General features: G+C 72.9%; 23 protein-coding genes and 1 riboswitch. Of the genes, 18 read left to right on the forward strand and 5 right to left on the reverse strand.

What is annotated here, in order from left to right; translation table 11 throughout:
• Positions 1-168 precede the first annotated feature (168 nt).
• Complete coding sequence (locus tag ACZ60E_RS34990) at positions 169-1020, reverse strand: EamA family transporter (RefSeq protein ID WP_469445797.1); 852 nt, start codon at positions 1018-1020, stop codon at positions 169-171.
• 93 nt (positions 1021-1113) lie between these two features.
• On the opposite strand from ACZ60E_RS34990, the gene ACZ60E_RS34995 reads away from it, so the two are divergent.
• Positions 1114-1686: a helix-turn-helix domain-containing protein gene (locus tag ACZ60E_RS34995; protein WP_469445799.1), complete on the forward strand. Its 573-nt coding sequence runs from the start codon at positions 1114-1116 to the stop codon at positions 1684-1686.
• Positions 1687-1823: 137 nt separating this feature from the next.
• Positions 1824-2381, forward strand: coding sequence for a YbaK/EbsC family protein (locus ACZ60E_RS35000; RefSeq protein WP_469445801.1), 558 nt, complete (start codon positions 1824-1826; stop codon positions 2379-2381).
• A gap of 4 nt (positions 2382-2385) precedes the next feature.
• On the opposite strand, the gene ACZ60E_RS35005 is transcribed toward ACZ60E_RS35000, so the two are convergent.
• Positions 2386-3510 (reverse strand): cation diffusion facilitator family transporter, encoded by a 1125-nt coding sequence (locus tag ACZ60E_RS35005; protein ID WP_469445803.1) that lies wholly within the window; start codon positions 3508-3510, stop codon positions 2386-2388.
• An 82-nt stretch (positions 3511-3592) separates the two neighbouring features.
• On the opposite strand from ACZ60E_RS35005, the gene ACZ60E_RS35010 reads away from it, so the two are divergent.
• The 3 genes from ACZ60E_RS35010 to ACZ60E_RS35020 all read left to right on the forward strand — a co-directional run bounded on the left by ACZ60E_RS35010 (position 3593) and on the right by ACZ60E_RS35020 (position 6057).
• A complete protein-coding gene (locus tag ACZ60E_RS35010) occupies positions 3593-3952 on the forward strand; it encodes an ArsR/SmtB family transcription factor (RefSeq protein WP_248780280.1) in 360 nt (119 codons plus the stop codon).
• A 189-nt stretch (positions 3953-4141) separates the two neighbouring features.
• Positions 4142-4939: a VOC family protein gene (locus ACZ60E_RS35015; protein WP_384808506.1), complete on the forward strand. Its 798-nt coding sequence runs from the start codon at positions 4142-4144 to the stop codon at positions 4937-4939.
• 236 nt (positions 4940-5175) lie between these two features.
• On the forward strand, positions 5176-6057 hold the full coding sequence (locus tag ACZ60E_RS35020; protein WP_469445809.1) for an MHYT domain-containing protein: 882 nt from the start codon (positions 5176-5178) through the stop codon (positions 6055-6057).
• Positions 6058-6144: 87 nt separating this feature from the next.
• Here the strand turns inward: ACZ60E_RS35020 and ACZ60E_RS35025 are convergent, their stop codons facing one another.
• Positions 6145-6552 carry a CoA-binding protein gene (locus ACZ60E_RS35025; RefSeq protein ID WP_453793196.1) on the reverse strand — a complete coding sequence of 136 codons (408 nt, stop codon included), beginning with the start codon at positions 6550-6552 and terminating at the stop codon, positions 6145-6147.
• Positions 6553-6825: 273 nt separating this feature from the next.
• Positions 6826-8673, reverse strand: a complete 1848-nt coding sequence (locus ACZ60E_RS35030) for a TIGR03767 family metallophosphoesterase (RefSeq protein ID WP_469446037.1) — start codon at positions 8671-8673, stop codon at positions 6826-6828.
• Positions 8674-8947: 274 nt separating this feature from the next.
• A riboswitch (cobalamin riboswitch) is annotated at positions 8948-9134 on the forward strand.
• 67 nt (positions 9135-9201) lie between these two features.
• Here ACZ60E_RS35030 and ACZ60E_RS35035 point away from each other — a divergent pair.
• From ACZ60E_RS35035 to ACZ60E_RS35070, 8 genes are all read left to right on the forward strand, one after another.
• Entirely contained in the window at positions 9202-10233 is a 1032-nt protein-coding gene (locus ACZ60E_RS35035) for an ABC transporter substrate-binding protein (protein WP_469445815.1), read from the forward strand.
• An 8-nt stretch (positions 10234-10241) separates the two neighbouring features.
• Positions 10242-11258, forward strand: coding sequence for a FecCD family ABC transporter permease (locus ACZ60E_RS35040; protein WP_469445817.1), 1017 nt, complete (start codon positions 10242-10244; stop codon positions 11256-11258).
• A gap of 95 nt (positions 11259-11353) precedes the next feature.
• Positions 11354-12181: an ABC transporter ATP-binding protein gene (locus ACZ60E_RS35045; protein WP_469446038.1), complete on the forward strand. Its 828-nt coding sequence runs from the start codon at positions 11354-11356 to the stop codon at positions 12179-12181.
• Positions 12182-12227: 46 nt separating this feature from the next.
• Positions 12228-12989, forward strand: a complete 762-nt coding sequence (locus tag ACZ60E_RS35050; protein ID WP_469445820.1) for a hypothetical protein — start codon at positions 12228-12230, stop codon at positions 12987-12989.
• A complete protein-coding gene (locus ACZ60E_RS35055) occupies positions 12986-13561 on the forward strand; it encodes a SixA phosphatase family protein (RefSeq protein ID WP_469445823.1) in 576 nt (191 codons plus the stop codon). Before ACZ60E_RS35050 ends, ACZ60E_RS35055 begins: the two co-directional genes overlap by 4 nt.
• 249 nt (positions 13562-13810) lie before the next feature.
• Positions 13811-14437 (forward strand): YigZ family protein, encoded by a 627-nt coding sequence (locus tag ACZ60E_RS35060; RefSeq protein WP_384808521.1) that lies wholly within the window; start codon positions 13811-13813, stop codon positions 14435-14437.
• Between the two features lie 68 nt (positions 14438-14505).
• Positions 14506-15669, forward strand: coding sequence for an exonuclease SbcCD subunit D (locus ACZ60E_RS35065; protein ID WP_469445828.1), 1164 nt, complete (start codon positions 14506-14508; stop codon positions 15667-15669).
• A 55-nt stretch (positions 15670-15724) separates the two neighbouring features.
• Positions 15725-18721, forward strand: coding sequence for an AAA family ATPase (locus ACZ60E_RS35070; RefSeq protein WP_469445831.1), 2997 nt, complete (start codon positions 15725-15727; stop codon positions 18719-18721).
• A 65-nt stretch (positions 18722-18786) separates the two neighbouring features.
• Here the strand turns inward: ACZ60E_RS35070 and ACZ60E_RS35075 are convergent, their stop codons facing one another.
• Positions 18787-19233 (reverse strand): Lrp/AsnC family transcriptional regulator, encoded by a 447-nt coding sequence (locus ACZ60E_RS35075; RefSeq protein WP_469445835.1) that lies wholly within the window; start codon positions 19231-19233, stop codon positions 18787-18789.
• A gap of 94 nt (positions 19234-19327) precedes the next feature.
• On the opposite strand from ACZ60E_RS35075, the gene ACZ60E_RS35080 reads away from it, so the two are divergent.
• From ACZ60E_RS35080 to ACZ60E_RS35100, 5 genes are all read left to right on the forward strand, one after another.
• Positions 19328-19822: a rhodanese-like domain-containing protein gene (locus ACZ60E_RS35080; RefSeq protein ID WP_469445837.1), complete on the forward strand. Its 495-nt coding sequence runs from the start codon at positions 19328-19330 to the stop codon at positions 19820-19822.
• A gap of 88 nt (positions 19823-19910) precedes the next feature.
• Positions 19911-20444: an immunity 21 family protein gene (locus ACZ60E_RS35085; protein WP_469445838.1), complete on the forward strand. Its 534-nt coding sequence runs from the start codon at positions 19911-19913 to the stop codon at positions 20442-20444.
• Positions 20445-20515: 71 nt separating this feature from the next.
• Entirely contained in the window at positions 20516-21460 is a 945-nt protein-coding gene (locus ACZ60E_RS35090; protein ID WP_469445840.1) for an SDR family oxidoreductase, read from the forward strand.
• Between the two features lie 358 nt (positions 21461-21818).
• Positions 21819-22703, forward strand: coding sequence for a helix-turn-helix domain-containing protein (locus ACZ60E_RS35095; protein WP_469445843.1), 885 nt, complete (start codon positions 21819-21821; stop codon positions 22701-22703).
• Positions 22704-22819: 116 nt separating this feature from the next.
• The gene (locus tag ACZ60E_RS35100; protein ID WP_453793186.1) at positions 22820-23683 is read left to right on the forward strand and encodes an ABC transporter ATP-binding protein; all 864 of its coding nucleotides are present in this window, start codon (positions 22820-22822) and stop codon (positions 23681-23683) included.
• The last annotated feature ends 87 nt before the right edge of the window (positions 23684-23770 follow it).

Genomic DNA, 23770 nt, shown 5'->3' on the forward strand with positions numbered 1-23770 from the left:
GCGAGTTGATTGCGGACCTCGCTCGGTATGCGCATACCACACCAACGACGCAGAGACCGTGAAGCAACGTGTTGATTCTTTACGAGCCCTAAGGGGCGCGGGGAACGGCGCGGCCAGCCGCAACGCGCCCGCAGCCGACGCGCAACCCCAGGGCGGAGCCACCCGCCATCACCCCGTGGCCAACAGCACCGTTCCCACAAGCGCAAGCCCCGCCCCAACCGCCTGCACCCCCCGCAACCGCTCCCGCAGGACCCCACGGGCCGCCACGGCCGTGACCACGGGATACAGCGAGGCAAGAACCGCGGCCACAGCAACCGGCCCCCGCTGAGCGGCCAGCGAATACGTGCCGTTGGCCGCCACATCCGCAAGCCCCACGAACGCGAAGGCCGGCACGGCCCGCCAGGCGACCCGGGGCGGAGCCACCCGCCCCCGCCGTACGGACACGCACAACGCAGCCCCGCCGGCGACGACATTCGTGACGCGTTGCACGAACAGCGCCAGGAACAGCCCGGTGAGTGTGGTCGACGCCTCGGCGATCAGCGTCATCACCGTTCCGAAGCCGAACGCGGCGAGCAGCGTGAGCAGCACGGCCTGCCGCTGCACGGCCGCGCCCCTGAGCTGCGGCCCACCCGCCAGTACGACCCCGGCGACGGCGATCGCGATCCCCACGAACTGCATCGGCCCGGGACGCTCCCCGAGAAGGAGCCCGACCCCCACCGGCACGGCGACCCCGATCGAACCGAGCGGAGAGACGACCCCCATCGGCCCGAGCGCGAGTGCCTTGTAGAAGGCCAGCATCGCGACGGGCCCGACCAGCCCCGCCGCCACCGCGAACCACAACCGCGGACCGGTCTCGCTCCAGGCGCCCGTCACGAGGACGATCGCGCCCAGCACCACCGTGGCGATCGACTGCGAGACGACCACCACCGTCAGGGCGGGGGTACGCCGTGTCAGCAAGCCGCCGCCGAAGTCGGCCAGCCCCCACAGGAGGCTGGTGGCCAGGGCGAACAGTGCTGTCATCAAGTGCCTCGCAGTACAGTTCGGTGAACGATCCGGTGCACCCCACCGTAGTTCAGTTCATTAGACTCTGTCATCCAGAATATTGGACGGAATGTGTCGGACCTCGACCTCCTGACCCAGTCGCTGGCGCGCAACGTCAAGCGCTGGCGCACCGAGCGCGGCTTCACCCTCGACGCCCTCGCGGCCCGCGCCGGGGTCAGCCGCGGCATGCTCATCCAGATCGAGCAGGCCCGCACCAACCCCAGCCTCGGCACCGTCGTGAAGATCGGCGACGCGCTCGGCATCAGCATCACCACCCTGCTCGACTACGAGCAGGGCCCGAAGGTCCGGATCGTCCCGGCGGAGCAGGCCGTACGGCTCTGGCACACGGACGCCGGCAGCTACAACCGCCTCCTCGCGGGCACCGAGGCCCCCGGCCCCCTGGAGATGTGGGACTGGCGGCTGATGCCGGGCGAGGGCAGCCCCTCGGACCCGCACCCCACGGGCACGGTCGAACTCATCCACGTCACCAAAGGCGAACTGGCGCTCACCGTCGACGGCACGGAGTACCGCGTCCCGGCCGGTTCGAGCGCCTCCTTCGAGGCCAACACCCCCCACACGTACGCCAACGCGGGCGACGTACCCGTGGAGATGGTCATGGCGGTCTCGGTCCCCGGCGTGCACTGAGTCCCGTACGGCCTCGTATGACCTCGTGCGGCGGTCGTGCGGCGGTCGTGCGGCGGTCGTACGGCCCCGTGCGGAGGCCCTCCGTGCGATGCCGAGGCCCCGGCGGAAGCCGTTCGCCCGGCTGTTAGCGTGCCGTCATGCGCGCACCCATCGGACACTTCGACGACGCCACGCCCGCCACCGAACGCCTCGACGTGCTGATCCGCCCGGTCGCCGACGCCGTACGGGGCTGGCGCGCCAGCGTCCCCGCCGAGCAGATCGTGTACGTGGACACGGAGCCGGAGTGGGCCGACACGGCCACGTTCCTCGAACACTACGGTCCGGAACTCCTGGACCGGTCCGCGAACTGCGTGGTCGTCGCGGGCAAGCGCGGCGGGGAGACCACGCTCGCCGCGTGCGTGGTGCTGTCCGCCACCCGCGTCGACGTGAACGGCGTGGTCCGGCGGCAACTGGGCGCGCGCAAGGCGTCGTTCGCGGCGATGGACACGGCGACCGGCGAGACCGGCATGGAGTACGGCGGCATCACCCCGCTCGGACTGCCCGCCCACTGGCCGGTGTTGGTGGACTCGGCCGTCGTCGACCTGCCGTACGTGCTGGTGGGCAGCGGCCGGCGGCGCGGAAAGCTGCTCGTGCCCGGCAAGGCCTTCGCGGAACTCCCGAACGCCGTCGTCCTGGAGGGACTTGGGAGCGCCTGACCGTTCAGGCGGGCCCCGTCGCGTGGTGGGCCAGCGCCAGATGAGGGTCCGACTCGCCCGGCGCGGGTGACGGATCGGCGTGCACGAGGGCCGCGGTGAGACCCGGTACGGCGTGCAGCAGGGCGTGTTCGGCCGCGACCGCCACCCGGTGGGCCGCGCGGACGCTCGACTCCCCGTCGACGACCACGGCCACCTCGGCGCGCAGCCGGTGGCCGATCCAGCGCAGCCGCAGTTCGCCGACCCCACGCACACCGGGTACGTCCCGCAACGCCCCCTCGGCCGCGTCGAGCAGGGCCGGGTCGACCGCGTCCATGACCCGGCGGAACACCTCGCGCGCGGCGTCGCGCAGCACCAGCAGCAGGGCTGCCGTGATCGCCAACCCGACCACCGGGTCCGCGAGTTGCCAGCCGATCGCCGCGCCGCCCGCGCCCAGCAGCACGGCGAGCGAGGTGAAGCCGTCCGTCCTCGCGTGGAGTCCGTCCGCGACCAGCGCGGCCGAGCCGATCTCGCGGCCGACGCGGATGCGGTAGCGGGCCACCCACTCGTTGCCCACGAAGCCGATGACGGCCGCGGCGGCGACCACCGGCAGGTGCTCGACGGGGCGCGGATCGAGCAGCCGGTCGATCGCCGTCCAGCCCGCGAAGACCGCGGAGGCCGCGATCGTCAGCACGATCACCAGTCCCGCCAGATCCTCCGCCCGGCCGTACCCGTACGTGAACCGGCGGTCGGCCGCCCGCCGCCCCAGGACGAAGGCGATGCCGAGCGGTACGGCGGTGAGCGCGTCCCCCGCGTTGTGCACGGTGTCCCCGAGCAGTGCCACCGAGCCGGAGAGGGCGACGACGACCGCCTGGGCCGCGGCGGTCGCACCGAGGACGGCCAGCGAGATCCAGAGCGTACGGATACCGCGGGCCGAGGACTCCAGGGCGGAGTCGACCTTGTCGGTGGCCGCGTGGGAGTGCGGGGTGAGGAGATGGGCCAGCCGGTGCCGCAGCCGGTGCCCGGTCCGGGACGCACTCCCCGAGAGATGCCCATCCCCATGGTCCTCCGGATGCCCATGCCCATGCCCGTGTGCATGTCCGTGCTCCCGGTCCCGCTCGTGCCCGTGCCCGTGATCGTGCTCAGTGCTCACCTGATCGCCTTTCCGGGATGTCGATGAACGAGGTGGACCCGGCCAGGTGGACCTGACCGTCCCACCGAGCCATTATGTGCGTATGAGCGCACGCATGCACCTATCACCTGCGCACGATGAGCATCCGCGCACCCCGGGCGAGGAACAGTTCGCCCTCGCCGCCGAACTCTTCGCCCTCCTGGGCGATCGCACCCGTCTCGTCCTGCTGCACGCCCTGGCCGAGGACGAGGCGGACGTCACGACCCTCACGGAGCGGTGCGGGGCCGCCCGCCCGGCGGTCAGCCAGCACCTGGCCAGGCTGCGGCTCGCGGGCCTCGTCAACACACGCAAGGAGGGCCGCCGGGTGATCTATTCGCTGCGGGACGGGCATCTGCGGCGGGTCGTCGACGAAGCGCTGAATCTGGCCGACCACCGGCTGAGCGACAGGCCGGCGCACGATTGAGCGGTCCTGGGCGGCGGTTTGTTTCGCGCCCGAGCGCCGGGTACTCGGGGCGTGGGACCCCACCCGCCTCCGGGCGAAGGAGGCGGGAGCGGGGGATGCTGAGGAAGACGGCACCACGGCCCGGCCAGTGCTCCCGACGCTGTCGGGTGCCGCCCACACCCCTCGGCACGATTCAGGAACGGTACTGCCATGAACAGCGACGCAAGAGTCCGCAACGACGTCGTCTCCAGCCACTCGGTCGCGGGAGCCCCGTGCTGGGTCAGTCTGACGGCGCGCGACCAGCAGGCCGCCGAGGACTTCTACCGGGCGGTGCTGGGGTGGCGGTTCCGGACGACCGCGCTGATGGACCGGTTCCGGATCGCCTACGCGGACGGAGTGCCGGTCGCGGGCATCGCGGCGGTGGCCACGATGTGGCAGATGGCCGTCGCCTGGACCCCGTACTTCGCCGTGGACAGCGCCGACGAGGCGGTGGCCCGCGGCCAGGAACGCGGCGGTACGGCGGCAGTCGGGCCCATCGGCTTCCCGCCGGGCCGGGCGGCCCTGCTGGCGGACCGCGACGGAGCCGTCTTCGGTGTCTGGGAGGGCCAGCTCGTCGCCGGCTGGGAGACCTGGCGCCGGGCCGCCCCCGCCTTCTTGCGACTGCACACGCGCAACGCCTTCGACGCCGCCATGTTCTACGGCGGGGTGCTGGAGTGGGCGACCTCGCGGCCCGGCTGCTGCGAGGTGCACTACGACGGGGACGAGGTCGTGCTGCGCAGCGACGGTGACGTGGTGGCCCGTATCCACTCCGGCGCGGTGGAGGCCGCCCCCGATCCCACGATCCGGCCCCACTGGCAGGTCCATTTCTCCGTCGCGGACGTCGAGACCTGCATCCGCGCGGCGCTGCGGCACGGCGGTACGGTCCGGGACGGCGCGACCAGCACGGAGGCGGTGCTGCGGGATCCCGACGGGGCGCAGTTCACGGTGACGTCCAAGCCTCAGGTCTGAGGAGGCCTGAGGGCGCCTGGAGGGGGCTGAGGAAGTCTGTGGTCGGGGTCGGGTGACCGTGGTCGTGGGCCGCGCCACCGGAATGTTTTCCTCCGGCTCAATAGGGCCTCTTCGTGACCGGAATTGGCCGCTGTGGAATTCCGTTGGCTGCAATTGCACGAAACCCCTTGCTGCCGCCCTGTTGTGGCACGTACATATGTCCCCGCAACAGTCGTATTCCGGGGGGATGTTGGCATATGCAAGGCACAGTCGACGGATTCAGCTACGGAACGGTCACACCGCTCGCGGCCTATGCCATTGCCTGTCTGGGAGCCGCCCTGGGACTGCGCTGCATCACCCGGTCCCTGCGTGACGACCGGTCCTGGAGACCGGGTTGGCTCGCGCTCGGAGCGGCTTCGATCGGCTGCGGCATCTGGACGATGCACTTCATCGCCATGATCGGATTCCAGGTAGAGGAAAGCCGTATCCGTTACGACGTCGGCCTGACGATTCTCAGCCTCGCGGTGGCGGTCGCCGTGGTCGGTCTCGGGGTCTTCGCCGTCGGCTATCGCGGTGCGAACACGACGACCCTGCTGATCGCCGGCACGTTCACCGGCCTCGGGGTCGCGGCCATGCACTACATAGGCATGGCGGCCATTCGTCTGAACGGCGACCTGCGGTACGAGGTCCGGACCGTCGCGCTCTCCGTCCTGATCGCCGTCGTCGCCGCGACCGCCGCGCTCTGGGCGGCGGTCGCGATCCGCGGCTTCCTGACCAGCCTCGCGGCGAGCCTGGTCATGGGGGTCGCCGTGACCGGGATGCACTACACGGGGATGGCGGCCGTCAGTGTGCATCTGCACGGCGCGGCCGGCGCACCCGATTCGGGCGACTCCGCCCACTCGCTGCTGCTGCCGATGCTCATCGGGCCGGTCCTGTTCCTGGCGCTCGCGGGAGTCGTCGTGATGTTCGACCCGATGCTCGTCCTCGGCGACGGCGACTGGAACCGGACCGCGTCCCGCCGCCGGACGCCCGCTCCGCGCACGGAACCCCCCGCCTGGTCGGGCTCGGCGTTCGAGGCTCAGCCGAGGAGCGACCGGCGCGCGTACGGATCCGGGGGGCGCGGGCGCCGTGACGGGTGAGCGGGGTGGGTGTCCCGGCGGTCCGGGTTCGGTTTCGCCGGTTCGTCCCCGCGCGTTCGGCTCCGCCGCCTGCTCAGTCCCGCCGGGTCAGCCCAGGCGGGGGATCTCGATCGCCGGGCAGCGGTCCATGACCATGTCGAGGCCGGCGTCGCGGGTGCGCTCGTACGCGGCCTCGTCGATCACGCCGAGCTGGAACCAGACGGCCTTGGCGCCGATGGCGACGGCCTCGTCGGCGACCGGGCCGGCCAGGTCGCTGTTGACGAACACGTCCACCACGTCGACCTCGAAGGGGATGTCCGCGAGGGAGGCGTAGCCCTTCTCTCCGTGGACCGTCTCGGCCTTCGGGTGGACGGGGATCACGCGCTTGCCGTAGCGCTTCAGCACGTCCGCGACGCCGTACGCGGCGCGTCGCTCGTTCGACGACAGGCCTACGACGGCCCAGGTGTCGCCGGTCTCGGTGAGGATCTTGCGGATCGTTGCCGGGTCGCCGTGCACGGGTCGCCTCCTGGGGGTGGGGGGTGTGGCTGTCTGGGGCGGACAACGTCCGGGGTGGGCCCGGGATTCCCCGCGGAGGGGGTGGGGCTGCGGGTTCATGGCGGGTGCGGCCCGGTGGGGGCCGTTCGCGCAGTTCCCCGCGCCCCTTAAAAGCGGGCGGTTCGCCGTGCCCCGGGAGAGACGGCAGCCCCCGCGAGCCCGAAGCTGAAAGCCGGCAGTCGTCGCGAGCTCGAAGTTGAAAGCCGGCAGGCCCCGCGAGCCCGAAGCTGAAAGCTACAGGTCGGTGGTCAGTAGTAGTTCCACGTTTTGGTCCTGGGGTGTGCCCGCCCATGTGGTCTCTGTCAGGTTCGGGGCGTTGTAGGCCAGTTCGCGGTACAGGGACGCCAGGCCCACCGCTGACAGGTCGGTGAAGTCGGGGGCCGTGCGGTGCGGGGCCGCGGATTCGACGAGTGTGGTGAACAGCGACAGCGTGCCGTCCCCGTTGTCGGTCAGTTCGATCAGCCGGGCGTGGTGCGGATAGTCCAGGTGGGAGGCCGTGTTGACCTCCCAGAAGGAGCGGGCCGGGGTCGGGTGGGGATGCGCCGTGATCCGGTTGACGTGGCTGTGGCCGTTGATCCACGCCACCACGTTCGGGAATCTGCCGAGCAGCGCCAGGACCTCCGCGCCGTCGTGCCGCGGTTCCTCCGAGCGGGCCGCGTCGGGGCGGCGGGTCATGCTCGGGCTGTGGTGATGGCTGAAAACCAGCACCTGGGCGTCGTCGGCCCGCGAGTTGCGTACGAGGCGGCCGTCGGCGGCGTACGACCGGGAACTGTGCGCGGCGAGCGTCCGCTCCAGCCAGCGCAGTTGACCGGTGCCCAGCGAGCCCTCGTAGTGGCCGCTGCGGTACGTCGTGTCGATGCTGACGCCGATGACGTTCTCGGCGATCCGGAAGGAGTAGTACATCCGGTCGCCGTCCAGGCTGTCCTGGGTGTAGCCGTGGCCGACCGGTCCCGCCCCTGCCCGCCCGGGGTCGAGGTGTGCGGCCAGATACTCGTGCGGGGTGCACAGCCGGCGCCGCTCGTCGGCCGTCACGGTCCGCGCCGAGCGGGTGTGCCGTCGCAGGATCGCTTCGAGCACCTCGCTCTTGGGGTCGTCGCCGGTCCGCAGGGCCTTCGCGTAGGCGGCCGTGTCCGTGTCCGGGACCGACATCAGCTTGCGGGAGCCCGTCGCGAAGTCGCCGAGCGCGGGTGACAGGCAGCCGCCGGGCAGATCGTCGTGGTTGCCCACCGTCGAGTACCAGGGGATGCCGAGCCCCGGGCTGGTCACCGGCCGCCGCGCGGCCGTGAGGAAACCGGGGACGGCGGGCAGCCCGCGCCGCTTGTCCAGGTCGCGCAGGCCCGGGTCGTCCGGGTGCCAGTAGAGGGGGAGCCCCGAGTCCTGGACGCCTTCGTACGCCGACGGGTCGCCGGAGTCGGGAGTGATCCGGCCGCCGCTCATCAGCGTGAGGAACCAGTCGAGTTCGAGCGCGGAGTTGTTGTCGATGTTGTCGCCGGTCGTCATCACGAAGGCGGGCGGCAGACCGGTGTGCGGGCCCTCGGCGAGCGCGTTCACCTGCTCCACGAGCGCGACGGCCCCCGCCACGGTCAGCGCCTCCTGAGGACGCCAGGCCGCGGCCCCGCCCGAGCGCAGGAACTCCGTGCGCAGCGGGTTCTGCACATCGGTCAGGTGCAGGTCGGTGAACTGGACGAAGCACGCGAGCGGGGTCCGCCGGTCCGGGCGGCCGGTGGCGGCGGGGGCGAGTTCCTCCCGTACGACCAGGGGCCGGCCCGGGCCCGTGACCAGTCGGCGGTAGCTGCCGGAGTGCGGGCTTCCGCTCAGCCGGGCGGTCATGTCCAGGGTGGTGGCCGCGTACGGCGCCGGCCGCCGGGTGGCACGGGCCGGCCGCGGGGCCACCTGTTCGGCCGCGGGTGCCGCGGAGGGGCCGGGGCGCTGCGGCGGGACGAGGGTCGCCGCTCCCGCTGCCGCCGTCGCCCCCGCCGCCATCGCGAGGGTGCCGGAGACGAGCAGGAAGCGACGGCGGTCGATGGCCGCCGCGGCTTCCCCATCGGCCGGGCCCCTCCCGGACGGATCCCTTCCGGCCATGTCCCTTCCGGCGGGTCCGGTGATTCCGGCGGTTCCGGCGGTTCCGGTCATGGGCTGGTCCTGCGGCATGGGTCGGTCCTCCGGTGCCTCCGAGCGGCGCGCTGAACGGAACCACTCATTCAGGCCGCGGGGGCACGGGCGTGGCGCCGCCGTGAACACCGCCGGAACAGGAGAAACGTACGAAACGGGCGGCGGAGACCGGCATTCCCGTCGAGCCCTCGCCGAGCCGCGACCGAGCCCCCACCGCACTGCCGCACGGCCGTGAAAGCCGCCGTGATAGCTTGCGAAAGCCAGTCGAACCCATGTACGTGGGTCAGGGAATCCGGTGGAAATCCGGAGCTGACGCGCAGCGGTGAGGGTGACGGGCGGGGCATCGGCCACTGGACCGGATCGACGGTCCGGGAAGGCGCCTCGTCCGGGTGAACCCGAGTCCGAAGACCTGCTGGCGGCCTCCGCGGTCCCGAGACGGCGGGGGAGCACCGTACGACCGGGCTCCGCGTTCGAGCCCTCGACGTCTGAGGAACTTCCGTGCCCATCGCACGCCCCACCCGCCCTGCCGCCCTGCTCGTTTCCGGGGTCGTTCTGCTGACCGCGTGCGGTGGTGCCGACTCGTCCGGCTCAGCCGGCAAGGACTCCGCGGCAGCCGTCACCCTGGAGAACTGCGGCCACACCGTCCGCGTGGAGTCCCCGCCGCGCAAGGCCGTCTCCCTCAACCAGGGCACCACCGAGATCATGTTCTCGCTGGGCCTCGCCGACCGGATGGCCGGCAGCGCCACCTGGACCGACCCGGTGATGAAGGGCCTGGAGAAGGCCGACGCGCAGGTGAAGCGGATCGCCGACAACAACCCGTCGTTCGAACGGGTCCTGGACGCCGACCCCGACTTCGTCGCCGCCTCGTTCGTGTCCACGCTCGGCAAGGGAGGCGTCGCCACCCGCGAGCAGTTCGAGAAGCTCGGCGTACCCGCGTACGTCTCGCCCTCCGACTGCGCGGGCAAGGACAACACCGGGGACGGCGACGGCGCCCGCAAGAAGCCCCTCGGCATCGACGCCATCTACGGGGAGATACGCGACCTGGCCGAGGTGTTCGGTGTGGAGGAGCGGGGCGACAAGCTGGTCGCCGAGCTCCGGCAGCGCATGCAGAAGGCCACCGCCGGCATCGACGCCTCGGACGTCTCCCTCCTGTACTGGTTCGCCAACTCCGAGTCGCCCTACATGGCCGGCTGCTGCGGCGCCCCCGGCATCATCACCCGGGCGTTCGACGCGAAGAACGTCTTCGACGACACCCACGAGGAATGGCCCCAGATCAACTGGGAGACGGTCGCCGACCGCGACCCCGACGTCCTCGTCATCGGCGATCTGACCCGCAAGTCGCAGACCGCCGAGTCCGCGAAGAAGAAGATCGAGTTCCTGGAGTCCGACCCGGTCACCAAGAACATGACCGCCGTGAAGAAGAAGCGGTACGTCCTGCTCAGCGGGCAGGCCATGAACCCGACCATCCGTACCGTCGAGGGCGTCGAACAAGTGGCCACCGCCCTGCGGGAGTTCGGGCTCACGGGGTGACTCGCCGGATGGCACGGCCGCGCGTGGGACTGCTCTGCGCGGCCGGCGTGGCACTGCTCGTCGCCTCCGTCGCCGTCGCGATCACCATCGGCCCGGCGGACATCCGCGTCGCCGACGTCTGGTCCGTGGTCGCCTCCCATCTGGGCTGGGGGAGTACGGAGCTGAGCCCCATCCGGGACGGCATCGTCTGGCAGCTGCGGCTGCCGCGCACCCTGCTGGCCGCCGTCTGCGGGGCCGGACTCGCCGTGTGCGGCGCGGTCATGCAGTCCCTGCTGCGCAACCCGCTCGCCGACCCGTTCGTCCTCGGGGTGTCCTCCGGAGCCTCGACCGGCGCGGTCGTCGTGGTCGTCCTCGGCGCGGGCGGCGGCCTGGTGTCGGTCTCGGCGGGCGCGTTCCTCGGCGCGCTGCTGTCGTTCGGACTCGTGCTGCTGCTCAGCCACACGCTCGGCGGGACGACGGACCGCGTGGTGCTGAGCGGTGTCGCCGCGATGCAGCTCTTCTCGGCGCTCACCTCCTTCGTGGTGATGACCGCCGCCGACGCCGAGACCACCCGAGGGGTGCTGTTCTGGCTGCTCGGCTCGCTGGGCGGGGTCGGCTGGACGGACGTCTGGGTCTGCCTCGCGGTCCTGGTGGTCGCGCTGGCGGTCTGTCTGGCGTACGCGCGCACGCTGGACGCGTTCGCCTTCGGCCAGGACGCCGCCGCGACCCTCGGGGTGTCCGTGGCCCGCACCCGGCTGGTGCTGCTGTGCGTGACGGCGCTCCTGACGGCCGCGCTCGTCAGCTCGGCCGGCGCCATCGGCTTCGTCGGACTCGTCCTGCCGCACGCGGCCCGCGCGGTGGTGGGTTCCGGCCACGCCCGGCTGCTGCCGGTCGCCGCCCTCGCCGGCGCGGTGTTCCTGGTGTGGGTGGACACCCTGGCCCGTACCGTCCTCGACCCCCAGGAGGTGCCCGTGGGTGTGGTCACCTCACTCATCGGCGTACCGGTGTTCGTGCTGGTGCTGTACCGGACGCGGAGGACACGATGACGACCGAGCACGCCGGGACCACTGAAGGTGCCGGGACCACCGAGGGCGCCGGGATCGCCGCCGGGCGCGCGGAAGGCGTCGAGAAGGGTACGGCCGTGCGGGATGCCGGCCTCCGGGCCGGCCGCGTCACCCGGACCGCCGACGGACGCGTCATCCTGGACGGCGTCAGTATCAGCCCCGCCCCCGGCACCACCGTCGGCCTCCTCGGGCCCAACGGTTCCGGCAAGTCCACCCTCCTGCGGCTGCTCTCCGGCGTCCTCGCCCCGGCCTCGGGCGTGGTCACCCTCGACGGCAGCCCCCTCGGCGAACTGGGCCGCCGCGACATCGCCCGCCGTATCGCGGTGGTCGAGCAACAGGCCGACACACAGGTCGAGTTGAGCGTCCTGGACGTCGTACGCCTCGGCCGCACCCCGCACCGCCGCGCCTGGACACCCCCGTCGCAGGCCGACGAGGAGGCCGTACGCGACGCCCTGGCCCGCACCGGCCTCGCCGACCGCGCCCACCAGTCCTGGCACACCCTCTCCGGCGGTGAACGCCAACGCGTGCAGATCGCCCGCGCCCTCGCCCAGGAACCCCGTGAACTCCTCCTGGACGAACCCACCAACCACCTCGACATCCAGCACCAGCTCGACCTGCTGAACCTCGTCACCTCGCTGCCGGTCACCAGCGTCGTCGCCCTGCACGACCTCAACCTCGCGGCGATGTACTGCGACCGGCTCGTCGTCCTGCGCGAGGGCCGCGTGGTGGCCACCGGGACACCGGGCGACGTACTCACCGAGGACCTCATCGCCGAGGTCTACGGCGTACGGACCGCCGTCACCCGCGACGACTCCGACGGTCCCGACGGCCGGCCGCACGTGCGTTTCCTGGGCACCGTGAGCCGTCCCGCGCCCCAGGAACTCGCGAACGCGTGTCCGGAATGATGTCGGCATCCCTGCGCGCGGCCCCTCGCACGCCTACGCTCAGCCCGTGCTGCGTATCACCGACGCCCGAACAGGCGACCCCGTCACCGCCACCCCGGCCCGCCGGGGCCTGACCCGCGTCGAGGCGCGGGTGGAGCGCCCCGACGCCACCGGCCTGCGCGTGCTCCTGACCGCCGACGTCCTCGTACGGGCCCTGGAGATCGGCGGGACCCCCGTGTGGACCGTGCTGACCGGCACGGAGGACCGCGCGGAACTGCGGGCCCGGGCCAGGGCGCTGGGCATCCGGCCGTTCGAGGACGAACGGGACAGCGGCCTCGGCCTCGGCGAGGCCCAGGTGCTGAGCGTGCGCGCCCGGACCGACGGGCCGCCCGGCAGCGCGAGCACTGCCGACGAGGCGGCGGGCGTGCTGCGCGTCGAGGTCGCCCCGGCCGACATCGGGAGCGCGGTGGCACAGGACGACGAGAGCGCGTCCGCCCTGCGCCTCGCCCTGCTCGCCCGCCCCCGGGACGAGGAGCTACGGCTCGACGCGGCCGATCTCACGGACGCCGAGGACCAGTTGAAGCACTGGCGGGGCGCCGTCGCCGGCTGGGCCACCCGGCCCTCGGGCCCCATCCCCGACCCCGTACGGGACCAGCTGCGCGCCGCCTGGGAGGACGACCTCGACGTACCCGCCGTCCTGGGCGTGCTGCGGAAGGTGGAGACGTCGGGGACCGTTCCGGACGGGGCCCGCTTCGAGACGTACGCCTACGCGGACCGGCTGCTCGGCCTCGAACTGACCCGGGACATCGGCCGCGGGGCTCCGGCGTGATCGCGCGCGCCGGAGCGGGCCCGCTGCGCCGTCTCGTCGTGCTGCGGCACGCCAAGTCCGCCTGGCCGGACGGCGTCCCCGACCACGAGCGGCCCCTCGCGTCGCGCGGGCGCCGCGACGCCCCGGCCGCCGGGCGGATCCTCGCCGACGCCGACTGCCTGCCGGATCTCGCGCTCTGCTCCACCGCCGTACGCGCCCGGGAGACCTGGGACCTGGCCGCCGCCGAGTGGGGTACGCCGCCTCCCGTGCGCCATGACGCGCGGCTGTACGGGGCGGAGGTGCCCGACCTGCTCGAAGCGGTGCGCGAGGCTCCGGCGGAGGCCGAGACCCTGCTGCTGATCGGGCACAACCCCGGGCTGGAGGAACTGGTCCTCACGCTGGCGGGCGACAGTCTCGACGACGCGCTCGACGACGTCCGTATGAAGTTCCCCACCTCGGCGATCGCGATCCTGGCGTGGCACGGCCCCGGCTGGGAGTCCCTGGGCCCTGGTACGGCGCTGCTCACGGAGATGATCGTGGCGCGGGGGAAGCGGGCGCGCGGGGAGAAGGGGCGTCGCGGGCGGGGCCGGTAGCCCGGCCATGCCCCTCGCCCCGGGGGGTTTGTTTTTTTGGGTGCGGCGTCGCTGTGGCGGGCGTGCAGGATTGCGCAGTTCCCCGCGCCCCTGAGGAGGTGCGTTCTTGGGTGTTGCGTCGCTGTGGTGGGCGTGCGGGATTGCGCAGTTCCCCGCGCCCCTAGGGGGGTGGGGCGTCGCTGTGGCGGGTGTACGCGAGAGGGCCGTCGTGCGTCCCTGGGGGGTGCTTGGCGCGCATACGCTGGGGGGATGCAGGACGAGTACCGCACCGTGGCCCGCGCAGGGGTGCACGAGACCGAGATCAACCGCTCCCGGTTCCTCTGCGCACTGGCACCGGCGGCCACCGAGCGGGAGGCCCAGGACTTCGTCGCGGCCGTCCGCAAGGAGCACGCGGACGCCTCGCACAACTGCTTCGCGTACGTCATCGGCGCCGACGCCTCCGTACAGAGGGCGAGCGACGACGGCGAACCGGGCGGCACCGCGGGCGTCCCGATGCTCCAGATGCTGCTGCGCCGCGACATGCGGTACGTCGTCGCCGTCGTCACCCGCTACTACGGAGGCGTCAAACTCGGCGCGGGCGGACTCATCCGGGCCTACGGCGGCTCGGTGGGAGAGGCCCTGGACACCCTCGGCACCCTCACCCGCAGACGCTTCCGCCTCGCGACCGTGACCGTCGACCACCAGCGGGCGGGCAAGGTGCAGAACGACCTGCGCTCCACCGGCCGCGAGGTGCGGGACGTCCGCTACGGGGAAGCCGTCACCATCGAGATCGGCCTGCCGGACGCCGACGTGGACGCCTTCCGGAGCTGGCTGGCCGACAGCACGGCGGGGACCGCGGGGTTCGAACTGGGCGGAGAGGCGTACGGGGACGCATAAGCCGCACATCGGGCTGTTACGGGAGTAGCCGCCCGTGATGTCCGACCCGGCCGTTAGTCTCGGGGATCATGAGGCTGCTGCACACTTCCGACTGGCATCTGGGCCGGGCGTTCCACCGCGTGAACATGCTCGGGGCCCAGGCCGATTTCATCGGTCACCTCGTCGAGACCGTGCGCGAGCGCGACGTCGACGCCGTGATCGTGTCGGGGGACGTGTACGACCGGGCCGTGCCCCCGCTGGCCGCGGTCGAGCTCTTCGACGACGTGCTGCACCGCCTCGCCGACCTCGGTGTGCCCACGGTGATGATCTCCGGGAACCACGACTCCGCGCGCCGGCTCGGTGTCGGCGCCGGACTCATCGACCGCGCGGGCATCCACCTGCGGACCCAGCCCTCGGCCTGCGGCACGCCCGTGCTGCTGAAGGACACCTTCGGGGACGTGGCCTTCTACGGGCTGCCGTATCTCGAACCGGCCCTGGTGAAGGACGAGTTCGGGGTGGAGAAGGCGGGCCACGAGCACGTCCTCGCCGCCGCCATGGACCGGGTGCGCGCCGACCTCGAAACGCGCGCGCCGGGCACCCGTTCCGTCGTCCTCGCGCACGCCTTCGTCACGGGCGGCGAGGCCAGCGACAGCGAGCGGGACATCACCGTGGGCGGGGTCGCCGCCGTCCCCGCCGGGGTCTTCGACGGGGCCGACTACGTGGCGCTCGGCCATCTCCACGGCAGCCAGCGGATCACCGGGCGCGTGCGCTACTCGGGCTCCCCGCTGCCGTACTCCTTCTCGGAGACCGACCACCGCAAGAGCATGTGGCTGGTCGACCTGGGAGCCGACGGCTCGGTGGAGGCCGAGCGCCTCGACTGCCCCGTACCGCGCGCGCTGGCCCGCATCCGGGGCGGGCTGGAGGAACTGCTCGCCGATCCGGAGCTGGCGCGCCACGAGGAGGCGTGGGTCGAGGCGACCCTCACCGACCCGGTGCGTCCCGCCGACCCCATGGCGAGGCTCACCGAGCGGTTCCCGCACACGCTCAGCCTCGTCTTCGAACCGGAACGGGCACCCGACGACCCGGACCTTTCTTACGCCCGGCGGCTCGCGGGCCGCAGCGACCAGCAGATCGCGGAGGACTTCGTGGCCCATGTGCGCGGCGCGGGACCCGACGAGCGCGAACAGGCCGTGCTCCAGGACGCGTTCGACACCGTCCGCGCCGACGACACGGTCCGCGAGGTCGCCCGGTGAAGGCTGTGACCGACCGGAACGGTCCGGACCGCGCGTTCCGCATCGGGAGGACCCGATGAGGCTGCACCGGCTGCACATCACCGCCTTCGGGCCCTTCGGCGGCGCCCAGGAGGTCGACTTCGACGACCTGTCGACCGCCGGACTCTTCCTGCTGCACGGGCCGACCGGCGCGGGCAAGACCTCCGTCCTGGACGCGGTCTGCTTCGCGCTGTACGGGTCCGTACCGGGCGCCCGCCAGGGCGGTTCGCTGCGCAGCGACCACGCCCTCCCCGACGTCCGTACGGAGGTGACGCTCGAACTCACCGTGTCCGGGCGCCGGTTGGAGATCACCCGGCAGCCGCCCTTCGCACGCCCCAAGAAACGCGGCACGGGCACCACGACGGAGAAGGCGCAGAGCTGGCTGCGCGAGTACCACGCGCCCGCCGGCTCCTGGAAGGACCTCAGCCGCTCCCACCAGGAGATCGGGGAGGAGGTCACCCAGCTCCTCGGGATGAGCCGCGAGCAGTTCTGCCAGGTCGTACTGCTTCCCCAGGGCGACTTCGCGCGCTTCCTGCGGGCCGACGCCGAGGCCCGCGGCAGGCTTCTCGGCCGTCTCTTCGACACCCAGCGCTTCGCGGCCGTCGAGCAGCGCCTGGCCGAGCGCAGGCGCACGGCCGAGACACAAGTGCGGGCGGGGGACGCCGAGTTGCTCGCCGGTGCCCACCGGATGCAGCAGGCGGTCGGCGACCTCGTCGAGCTGCCCCTGCCCGAACTCGCCCCCGGTGATCCGGGGTTGGCCGAAGCCGTGCTGGAGTGGGCGGCGATCAACAGGAGTACGGCCCGCGAGTGGTTCACGATCACCCACCGCGCACAGGCTGCCACCGAGTCGGCGCAGGCCGCCGCGGCCCGCGTACTGGAGGACGTACGCGAAGTCGCGCGGCTGCAGAGGCGGTTCGCCGAGGCGGGGGAGCGGGCCGCCCGGCTGGAGGAGCGTTCGGGGGCCCATCGGGAGGCGCAGGCGCGCATGGAGCGGGGCCGCAAGGCCGAGGCCGTGGCGCCCGCGCTCGGGTTGCGCGAGGCGACCGAGGCCGAACACCTGCGGGCGGCCGGCGCCGAGGCTCGCGCGCGTGCACGGCTCTCCGAGGCCTTCTCCGAGGCGGGGGCCGCGGGTCTCGCTTCGGCCGCCCGCAAGGCCGCCGAAGAGCTGGGCGGACTGGAGTCGGCCCGCCGCGGCGAGCAGAAGCTCACCGAACTCGCCTCTGAGCGGACCAAGTTGGACCGTCAGGAGCGCGCCGACGAGGACGTGCTGCGCGACGCCGAGCAGTGGCTCGCCGGGTGGGAGGCGACCAGGGCCGGGCTCCGGACCCGTATCGAGACGGCCCAGGAGGCCGCCACCCGGGCCGAACAGCTCGCCGTGCAGCGGGAACCGGCCCGGGCGCGGCTCGGGGCGGCCCGGCTGCGCGACCAGCTCGCCGGGGACACCGACGGGGCCCACGCGCGCGTGCTCGCCGCACGCGAAGAGGCGGCGGACGCGCGCACCCACTGGCTGGACCTCAAGGAACAGCGGCTCAAGGGCATCGCAGCGGAACTCGCCGCGAACCTCGTGGACGGTGCGGCCTGCGCCGTCTGCGGCGCCACCGAACATCCCGCTCCCGCCCGGAAGGTCGACGGACACGTCGACCAGCGGGCCGAGGACGCCGCCCTCGCCGCGTACCAGAGCGCCGACGAGCGGCGTACGGAGGCGGAGCGCCGTCTCGGGGTCGTCCGCGAGGCGCTGGCCGCCGTGACCGCGGAGGCGGGAGACACCCCCACCAGCCGACTCGCCGAGCAGGCCGAGGAGTTGGAGCGTCGACACGCCGAGGCGCGGGGCGCCGCCTCCGGGCTGCACGCGGCCGGTGAGGCGCTGCGGCAGGCCGAGCACGAGCACGAACGCCGGCTCGCCGCGCACCAGGAGGCCGCGGTGCGCGGCGCGTCACGCAGCGCGCGCCGGGACGCCCTCGCCCGTGAAACGGCCACCCTGGAAGAGGAGTTGGCGCAGGCCAGAGGTGCGGCGCGCAGTGTGGCCGAGCGGGCCGCCCAGCTGGAGCGGCAGGTCTCGACGCTCACGGAGGCCGCGGACACCGCGCGCGTTGCGGCGGACACCGCCCAGCGGCTCAAGGACGCCGACGCGCGACTCGCCGACGCGGCCTTCCGCGCCGGGTTCGACACGCCGCAGGCCGCCGCGGCGGCCCTCCTCGACGACGTGGCCCACCGGGAGCTGCAACGACGGCTCGACGCCTGGCAGCAGGAGGAGGCGACGGTCCGCGCGGTGCTCGCGGAGACCGAGACGGCCGCCGCCGCGGACCGGCCGCCCGCCGACGTCCACACCGCCGAACAGAGCGCCGCCGTGGCCGTGCGGCGCATGCGCGAAGCAGCCTCCGCACGCGACGCGGCGGCCCGCCGCTGCAGCGAACTGGACCGGCTCACCCACCGGGCCACCGCGTCCGTGCGCAGGCTGGGGCCGCTGCGCGAGGAGTACGACCGCGTGGCCCGCCTCGCGACGCTCGCGGCCGGCACCTCGGCGGACAATGAACGCAGGATGCGCCTGGAGTCGTACGTCCTCGCCGCCCGGCTGGAACAGGTCGCGGCGGCGGCCAGCGCACGGCTGCAGCGCATGTCCGCCGGCCGGTACACGCTCGTGCACTCCGACGACCGGGCCGGGCGGGGCCGCAGCGGCCTCGGGCTGCACGTCGTCGACGCCTGGACCGGGCGCGAGCGCGACACCGCGACGCTCTCCGGCGGCGAGACGTTCTTCGCCTCCCTCGCGCTCGCGCTGGGTCTCGCGGACGTGGTCACCGACGAGGCGGGAGGCGTCCGGCTCGACACCCTCTTCATCGACGAGGGCTTCGGCAGCCTCGACGATCAGACGCTCGACGAGGTCCTGGACGTACTGGACTCACTGCGGGAGCGTGACCGCAGCGTCGGCATCGTCAGCCATGTCGCTGACCTGCGGCGCCGGATCCACGCCCAACTGGAGGTCGTGAAGGGGCGCTCGGGGTCGGTCGTCCGGCAGCGGGGCGGCGACGGCGGCTGACGTGCGCGGGCGGGCGTCGGGTGGGCCGTCGTGCGGCTGTTGCGGTGCTGCGGCCGTTCGGGGGCTCAGCGGCCGAGAGGGCGTCGTGGCAGGGGCGACGAGTACACGACGCTCGTCGTCACCGAGCCGAGTGTGCCGATCCGGCCCGACACCTCCTCAAGGTGGCTCATCGAACGGGTCGCGACCTTGATCACAAAGCAGTCGTCGCCCGTCACGTGATGCGCCTCCAGGATCTCGGGGGTGGCCGCGATCAGATCGTGGAACGGCTTGTAGTTGCCGTTCGGGTAGCGCAGCCGCACGAACGCGAGGATCGGCAGGCCGAGGCTCTCCGGGTCCACGACCGCCGCGTACCCCTGGATGATCCCCGCCTCCTCCAGGCGCCGCACCCGCTCGGTGACCGCGCTCGCGGACATGGAGACGGCACGGGCCAGTTCGGCGAAACCGGTGCGGCCCTCGTGCTGGAGGACTTCGAGAATGCGCCAGTCGGTGGCGTCCGGGGAATACGCGGTCATGACCGAGGAATAGCAGGGGAATCCCCGGCGGATCAAGCCCGAGGCCGGGGATCGTACCTTCAGCGAGGTACGCCACCGGCCGTAGATTCGGCCCATGAAGAGCAGCGCTGTATCCAGTAACCCTGTACTGCGCGTCGCCCCCGCCTCGCCCGCGGCGGCCGTCGCCCACTTCTCGGCGAGCCTCGCCTTCCACGCCGACGTGTCCGACGTCGCCGCCGAGCTGGCGGCCGACGGCGGGGGCGGTGACGGCCCCGGGTTCGTCGTCGTCGACTCCCGGTCCACGGAGTCCTGGGACCAGGGCCATGTGCCCGGCGCGATCCACCTGCCCACCGCCCTGATCCCCGAACAGGCCGGACACCTGCTGGACAGGGCTGTACCGGTCGTCACCTACTGCTGGGGCCCCGGCTGCAACGGCGGAACCCGGGCCGCCCTCGCCCTCGCCGAACTCGGCTACCAGGTAAAGGAGATGCTCGGCGGGTTCGAGTACTGGGTGCGCGAGGGCTTCGAGTTCGAGACCTGGGAAGGGCGCGAACGGCGTGCCGCGGACCCGCTGACGGCACCGGTCGGGGCCGCGGACTGCGGTTGCTGAGGGGCGTACGGACTCAGTCGCGTATCGGCTCGGTGGCCGGGCAAAGGAATCGTCAATTACGGTCCGTCCGGGCGTGTAGTTTCTGCCCATGGCGAGTTATGCGGACCCCAGTTCGGTCGAGCGGGTCGAACAGGTGGAGTGGGTCGAGTCCGGCGGTGGGCCGCTCATAGCGATCCCGGAAGTGGTGCTGCCGTTCTGGACGGGGGCCGACGGCGACGAGCTGGCCTCCGACTACGACCGGGCGTGCGAGGTGGAGGGCCTGATCGGCCTGGTGCCCGTCGGCAACACCACGGCCCTCGTCCTGGGCGACGAACCCGCCGCCACCACCTACCTCCCCGAACACGGCACGTTCGTACGGTGGTCCGCGGGCGACTCGGAGCGTGAGCCGCTGGCCGGAGTGCCGGACGCGCTCGCCACCGCGGAGTGGGGGCGCGAGGTGCACTGGCAGGTCCCCGGGACCGTCGTGCTGTTCGACGCGGCGTGGCCGGGACGCCGGGCCGAGAGGCCGGGGCACCTGCGGATCACCCTCGAACCGGGCCGGTACGCGGTCCGCGCCGCGCACGCCGAACCGGGCCCCGAGACGTGGCTCGGACTCGTCCAACTGAGGCCGCTGGAGAGCTGATCGAAGGTGGGGGTGCGCCGCCGCGGAAAATGGCATGCGCGCGGCCCGTACGCCGCCCATCATGGTCCGCCATGCCTCAACTCCCGTCATCCGCAAGCACATCCGAAGGACTCGCGCCCCAGGCCGAGGAACTCGCACCAGCAGTCGAGGAACTCGCGCCAGCGGTCGAAGCACTCGCGCCCGCGGTCGAAGACCTGCGCCGCGAGCCGCTGCCGTTGCGCGGGCGGACCGCTCTCGTCACGGGGGCCGGCCGCCGCGCGGGGATCGGCTACGCCGTGGCCCGGCGCATGGCCGCGTACGGAGCGAGCGTCTATCTGCACCATCACGTGCCGCACGATGCCGCGATGCCCTGGGGCGCGGACCGTCCGGAGGCGGTGGCGGCCGGAGTGCGCGAAGCGCTCGGCGACCCCGGCGCCCGGGTCGTCCACGGACCGGGCGACCTCGCCGGGCCGGGCGCACCGGCCGAGCTGATCGCCCGAGCGGCGGACGCGCTCGGCGGGCGGATCGACATCCTCGTCGCCAACCACGCGCTCAGCGGTTCGGACGGGCCGCTCGACGTGATCGACGCGGCGATGCTCGACGCGCACTGGGCCGTCGACGCCCGGTCGGTGATTTTGCTCGTCCAGGCCTATGCCCGGCTGCGGGCCGCGTTGCCGGCGGGTGCCCCGGGTGCCCCGGGTGGACGGGTCGTGATGATGACGTCCGGTCAGGACATCGCGGGCGGCATGCCGGGCGAGATCGCGTACGCCCTGCAGAAGGGCGCCCTCGCCTCGGTCACCCGCTCCCTGGCGACCACGCTCGCCGAGCACGCCGTCACCGTGAACACCGTCAACCCGGGTCCGGTGGACACCGGCTACCTGACCGGGGAGGCGCACGGGGCGGTCGCCTCGATGTTCCCGGCCGGACGCTGGGGAAGGCCGGACGATCCCGCCCGCCTCATCGCCTGGCTCGCCACGGACGAGGCCGGGTGGATCACCGGCCAGGTCATCGACTCGGAGGGCGGCTTCCGACGCTGAGGCGTTCGTGTGCGACCGGGCTGCGGTGCGGTGCCCGGTGGCACCGGCTGCACCGGCCGTACCGGCGGCGCTGAGTGGCTGTGGGGCACGCGTGATGCCCGCTGTGCCGGCTATGCCCGTGGCGTCGGCGGGGTCGAGCGGCGGTGGGGCATCCGCGTCGCCCGCGGATCACGCGGTTTCCGCGGCGCCGGGCAGTCGTACGGCGTCCGAGGCGGCGCGGTGCGGCCATGTGGCACCGGCAACACCGGCGGCACTTGGAGCACCCGGAGTACCCGGAGCGTCCTGAGCGCCGAGGAGTGGTTGAGCGCAGGCTGGGGGTCTCCCGGTGCCGATACGGCCCCCCGATAGACTCGACCGCATGGTCCGATCGTCCCGTGGTGACGCGAGCCCCGGGATGTGGCGGCGGGAGGCGGGCACCGTGGTGCTTCGGGTTCCGCCGTTTCCGGAGCAGGCGGTGGCCCCTTTCGCCATCATCGCCGGGCTGCAGGTCCCCAGTGTCCCCACCGAGTGGGCGCCCCACGCACACCCCCGGCACGAACTCGTCTGGGTGCGCGGCGGAACGCTGACCTCCCGCGTGGCGGACCGCGTCTTCACCGTGTCCGAGGGGCACGGGCTGTGGATGCCCGCCGGAGTGGTGCACGGCGGCCGGGCGACCGCGGGCGCGAAGTTCTACGAGGCCTTCTTCGCCCCCGACCGGGCGCCGCTCGCGTTCGCCGAGCCGACGGCGATCGCGATGACGCCGTTGCTGGAGTCACTGCTGACGCACCTGTCCCGTACGGATCTCGACGCGACGGCCAGGGCGCGCGCCGAGTCCGTCGTGTTCGACGTGCTCCAGCCGTCGGAACACCAGTTCGCGCTGCAACTGCCCGGCGACGCGCGGATCGACGCGATCGCCGAAGCCCTGCTGGACGATCCCGCCGACAACCGTTCCCTGGAGGAGTGGGCGCGCTGCCTGGGCATCAGCGACCGCACGATCACCCGCGCGTTCCGCCACGCGACAGGCCTGTCCTTCGCGCAGTGGCGACAGGTGCTGCGCGTCCACCGGGCACTGAACCTCCTCGCCGAGGGATTCGACGTGACGACCGTCTCCGAGACGCTCGGCTACGCGCAGCCCAGCACCTTCATCGCCTCGTTCCGGCGGGTCATGGGCACCACGCCGGGCGCGTTCTTCGACCCGGTCGGCGGAACCCCCGACCCTTCCGAAGGTGTCCGGAATCCCGTACTGCCTGTCCAAAACTCCTGATTGCCGACATCGGAAGCGGAACATACTCTTCTCGGAGTTAGGCAACCCTTAGTTCGGCGAATGCTGGGCCGAGGGGCTGCCGCATTCCCTGCCTCTCCGAGCGTCCGGACCCACTGATGTTCACAAGCCCCCTCCGGCGCGCCGGTCGTCCCGTGGCCGACCCCGCCCTGCCGGTGGCCGCCCTCAACGGGCACGACCTGGTCCTGCGGTACGGCGGCACACCGGTCGTCCACGGTGTCTCGCTGTCGCTGGCACCCGGCCGCGCGACCGCCCTGGTGGGGCCGAACGGGAGCGGGAAGTCCACGCTGCTGCGCGCCCTCTCCCGACTGCACCGGGTGGACGGCGGCCGACTGACGCTCGGCGCCCCCGACGGGCCGCACGAGCAGGACGCGGCCCTGCTCAGCGCCCGCAGGTTCGCCCGCGAGGTCACGCTGTTCTCGCAGTCGCGGCCCGCGCCCCAGGGCCTGACGGTCGCGGAGGTCGTCGCGTTCGGACGGCACCCGTACCGGCGCGGCTTCGCCGGACCGACCGCCGAGGACCGCACCGCCATCGACCACGCCATGGGCGTCACCGGCGTACGCGACATGGCGGGCCGGCCGGTCGGGGAACTCTCCGGCGGGGAGATGCAGCGGGTCTGGCTCGCCGCCTGCCTGGCCCAGGACACCGGCGTGGTGCTGCTGGACGAACCGACCAACCACCTGGACCTGCGCTACCAGATCGAGACCCTCGACCTGATACGCGATCTGGTCGAGGAGCACGGCATCGCGGTCGGGGTCGTCCTGCACGACCTCGACCAGGCGTCCCGCGTCGCGGACACGTTGGTCCTGATGCGCTCCGGCCGCGTCCACGCGGCGGGCAAACCCGTCGACGTCCTCACCGCGGAGAACATCGGCGAGGTCTACGACATCCGTGTCGAGGTCGGCGTCGACCCGCGCACGGGCCGTCTCCGTATCGACCCGCTCGGCCGCCATCCCGCCTGAGCCCGTCGCCTGAACCCCAGTAGGACAGCCCACCACGGCGGCACGTCTGCCGCCGTACCGCACGCCGCAGCGCAGCGCGTCTCATCG

The sequence above is a fragment of the Streptomyces sp. NPDC102514 genome (genome assembly GCF_055584525.1).